We start from the raw sequence: 3,813 nt of genomic DNA, 5'->3' as shown, positions 1-3,813 counted from the left end.
TAAAAGAATTTCCTGAAATATATGATGCCCTGATCGCCTCCATTAAAGCATTGCATGCGTTTAACCTGCCGTGTCCAAGTTCATCTGATATGCCATTGGAATAAGAATAGGGCCCAACATCATCAGCTGTTTGGGCAATAATATCAAATACTTCCTGGGGTGTAAAACTGGGATCTACCGATAAAACCAAGGCTGCTACTGCAGCTACCTGGGGACAGGCTGCCGAGGTACTACCAAACCTGCCTGTGTAGGCTAAATGGTTATCACCCCAATCAGGATATTCCTCGCCATAATCTGGAGGAGATGGATCTGTCTTATGGGTGTTATACCCCCCGCTCTTCCTCTCTTATGGTATCCCACCAGTCCGATTCTTTATCAATTTTTCCTTATAAAAGAGTCTTTTCAGCAGTCAAAACGTTGCGATCAGAAATTTTATCGATCATGTTATGCAGATCTGCCCGGAGTTCTTTAATATCCATAATACACTGTTTTCTTTAATATTTTACCCAAGCTGCTCGCCACTGCTTAATCAAAAAATACAGTGGCTTTATCCATTATTCCATTTTCCTTCATGCCCTCTCTCAAAAATATGGTCTCCTCTTTGAGGGATGCATAATCATCAAAGACCTGAGGTCTTTCAATTCCTCAAGCTGATCAAGGATCTTCTCGTTTTCCTCTATAGGAATGAAAACTCCAATTTCAATGTCCTTGTCATTCTCAATTTATGGTTTGTCAGACTTAATAAATGCCTTAATCTTAGACGACAATGACTATGGAAACCACTAAAACAAAAATAGCGAAATAATCACTTTATATCAAACGCTTATAATTCACTTTCTATTCCTTCTCAGAAACTTTTTATATTCATATTAATGTTGGTTATCTGGGCCATCCAAAAAAGAAAAAATAACCGTATGAAATGTAATGACCCTGTCCTAAAGAAGGGGGGAAGCTAAAATTTCACCTGATATTAAAAACCTATCAGGTATAATTTTTAAAAACCCTTGCCTTTATACCCCAAAAGGTATAAATTTGTTAAAAATATATTTTTTTATACCCATTAAGGTATATGCTTATGAAAGATTTAGTCCGTTTTATTAAAACCCGGAGGAAGCAACTCGGGCTTACCCAAAAAGAAATGGCCGAAAAAGCCGGTGTTGGTCTGCGGTTTGTAAGGGATTTGGAGCAGGGCAAAGAATCGCTCCGTATGGATAAAGTCAATCAGGTGCTGGCTCTTTTTGGGCATGTGCTGGTTCCGGTGGAACGCAATAAAGTAGAAAGCCATGAACCGAAAAGCTAACATTTATTGGGGCAAAACGCTTTGCGGGTTTCTGGAGGAAACAGAAGAAGGCTATTTGTTCTACTACCATGAAGATTATCTTCAAAGAGAAGATGCAAAGCCCGTAAGTAAAACCCTGCCGTTACAGCAGGAACCTTATAAATCCAACGTGCTGTTTCCATTCTTTGATGGCCTCATACCCGAAGGGTGGTTATTGAATATCGCCGAAAAGCATTGGAAAGTAGACCGAAGAGACCGAATGGGCTTGTTACTTACCACTTGCAGGGATACCATCGGAGCTGTTAGTGTGGAACCGTTAAATGAGCAGGAAGCATGAGTCAATGTTTATATTGTTACCAGGAAATAGAGGGTTCTGAAAAGGAATTCCACGGAACCTGCAGCCGGAAAATATTTGGATCCCCTACTCCACCTTTTTTTGAATACAGGCTGGACGAAATGAATGAACTGGCCAAACAGGTTGTGGAAAGAAGCGTTACCGTGCCCGGCGTTCAGGCCAAACTTTCCCTGCATCTTGATAAAGAGAAAAGCAAGCCCGGCCGGTTGACATTTGTTGGTCTCTGGGGGGAATACATACTGAAACCGCCAGCAAAAGAATACCCGGAATTACCGGAAAATGAAGATCTCACTATGCACCTGGCCGAAATTTTTTCCATTCCCGTGGTTCCTCATACGCTTATCAGGCTTCAATCGGGTGAGCTGGCCTATTTGTCACGCAGAACAGACCGCGACAAGCAAGGGAAATTACACATGGAAGACATGTGCCAGCTCACAGAGCGCCTGACAGAAGATAAGTATAAAGGTTCCATGGAACAGGTTGGTAAAACGATTGGAAAATATTCCTCCAATCCCCTGTTAGATATTGTTACATTCTTTGAATTGACCGTTTTTTCTTTTCTTACCGGGAATGCAGATATGCACCTGAAAAACTTCTCTCTCATCGATCGCAGAGATGAATTAACCGGTTTTACTCCGGCCTATGATCTTTTGTCCACAAGACTTGTCATCCCGGAGGAAGATGATCCGGAGGAAATGGCCCTGATGCTAAATGGAAGAAAAAGAAAGTTTACCCTGGAAAATTTCGTAAATTTTGGAAACTTACTGGTTTTAAACGAAAAACAAATCGAAAATGCCCTGGAAAAATTCCGCAAAAGTATACATCATGCCCTGGAATTTGTTGATAAGGGTTTTCTATCAGAAAGCAAAACAGAGGAATACAAAAAATTGATCAGAAACAGGGCGAAACGATTGAAATTAATAACAAATGAATAGAAAACAATCGCTAATTATACCCTAAAAGGTATATTCTATTTAATGACTTTTACGGGTATACCCAAAAAGGTATATTTTTGTTCAGTACAACTAAAAAATATTTGAATAAACATCAAACATTCATCCGATATGCTGATTGTTCAGAAACGGTTCAAAGACATCTCCCTTAATCGTCTCGCTGCCATATTTTACTACCGGCTCCAAAAACAGCCCGATATTGATGCCAAACATCAACGACAAGGAAAGCGAGTCATAGGATGCTGTATCCAGAATACCCAGACATTCTTTTGCCTTACATCCCCGGCCTCCATACTTCTTTGGAATAGCTACCGAAAAAGGATTGTGCGCCATGATATCGCGTAGCACTGTAGCAGGAAAGCCCCTGTGGCGGATAAATTTCTCGGCATCATGAAGGTCATAAAATACATTTTTCAATGTTTGTCTAAGATCACCGATAAATTCATCAAAAGGAATAGGTGTTTCTGTGTTGGAATTATTCATTTCTACTTCTGTCTTTTCTATTCTTTTCCCAATAGGATGGATTTTCCTCCCCCATCACTTTCTTGGTCAACGATTTAATCTTTCTTTTCATTGCCCGGTAAACAGTTATCTTCTTCATGCTTTCTCCGAACCATGCTTTGAATCGGGTGCTGATGACTTTACTATATATGATAAAATCGAGCGCCCCGAACCTCAAATTCAACCCATATTGTGCACCGCTGATCTTTTCGTCGATCAGCGAATGTTCCTTATTTCCGGGGGAAGCAAAAAACTGTACACGGATATCTGCCAGGGGTGAAAAGGTGATGCCCAACAAAAAATTTGTATGGGTTGCGCTAATGCGTTCACCCGGTTCCCTGATATGCTCGCCGGTCATCGTTTCTATAAGGGTCCCGGCAAGCCCATGGCTAAGAAAAATCTTTTTCCTACTCAGTCCGGGTTGGTGAGAGCATGAATCCGTTTCTATCGCCAGAAACGTGGTTATAAAAAATAGTTCAATCCACTCTTCACCTCCAAAAATCACCCTATATTGGCAGAAAAAAAATTTACTCGTCCACAGGAAACATGAATACCGTTTAGAGATCTTTAAGTATTGATCTTCAATTTGCGTTTGAGGAACTGGGCGTTGATGGCCACGATGATGGTACTGAGGCTCATCAGTACCGCGCCCAGGGCCGGGCTGATTACGATACCCGCGCTGAACAGTACACCGGCTGCCAGGGGGATGGCCACCACGTTGTACC

Annotated in this window: 5 protein-coding genes and 1 pseudogene; 3 read left to right on the top strand and 3 right to left on the bottom strand. The window is 41.4% G+C overall.

Annotated elements, in window-relative coordinates; genetic code table 11:
- A pseudogene (locus tag KGY70_18630) lies at positions 1-283 on the bottom strand (S8 family serine peptidase).
- A 786-nt stretch (positions 284-1,069) separates the two neighbouring features.
- Between KGY70_18630 and KGY70_18625 the strand changes: the two are divergent.
- The 3 genes from KGY70_18625 to KGY70_18615 are packed head-to-tail and all read left to right on the top strand — an operon-like array spanning position 1,070 to position 2,569.
- Positions 1,070-1,300 (top strand): helix-turn-helix transcriptional regulator, encoded by a 231-nt coding sequence (locus tag KGY70_18625; GenBank protein ID MBS3777218.1) that lies wholly within the window; start codon positions 1,070-1,072, stop codon positions 1,298-1,300.
- A complete protein-coding gene (locus KGY70_18620; protein MBS3777217.1) occupies positions 1,284-1,616 on the top strand; it encodes a HipA N-terminal domain-containing protein in 333 nt (110 codons plus the stop codon). The genes KGY70_18625 and KGY70_18620 overlap by 17 nt, the downstream gene beginning before the upstream one ends.
- Positions 1,613-2,569: a HipA domain-containing protein gene (locus KGY70_18615; protein MBS3777216.1), complete on the top strand. Its 957-nt coding sequence runs from the start codon at positions 1,613-1,615 to the stop codon at positions 2,567-2,569. Before KGY70_18620 ends, KGY70_18615 begins: the two co-directional genes overlap by 4 nt.
- A 120-nt stretch (positions 2,570-2,689) precedes the next feature.
- Here the strand turns inward: KGY70_18615 and KGY70_18610 are convergent, their stop codons facing one another.
- Entirely contained in the window at positions 2,690-3,070 is a 381-nt protein-coding gene (locus KGY70_18610) for an acyl-CoA dehydrogenase family protein (GenBank protein ID MBS3777215.1), read from the bottom strand.
- The gene (locus KGY70_18605) at positions 3,063-3,593 is read right to left on the bottom strand and encodes a hypothetical protein (GenBank protein ID MBS3777214.1); all 531 of its coding nucleotides are present in this window, start codon (positions 3,591-3,593) and stop codon (positions 3,063-3,065) included. Before KGY70_18605 ends, KGY70_18610 begins: the two co-directional genes overlap by 8 nt.
- Positions 3,594-3,813: the final 220 nt, after the last annotated feature.

Source organism: Bacteroidales bacterium (assembly GCA_018334875.1).
Taxonomy (GTDB): domain Bacteria; phylum Bacteroidota; class Bacteroidia; order Bacteroidales; family UBA12077; genus JAGXLC01.
Note: the sequence above shows the minus strand (reverse complement) of the source record. Positions and strands in the feature narration are given on the sequence as shown.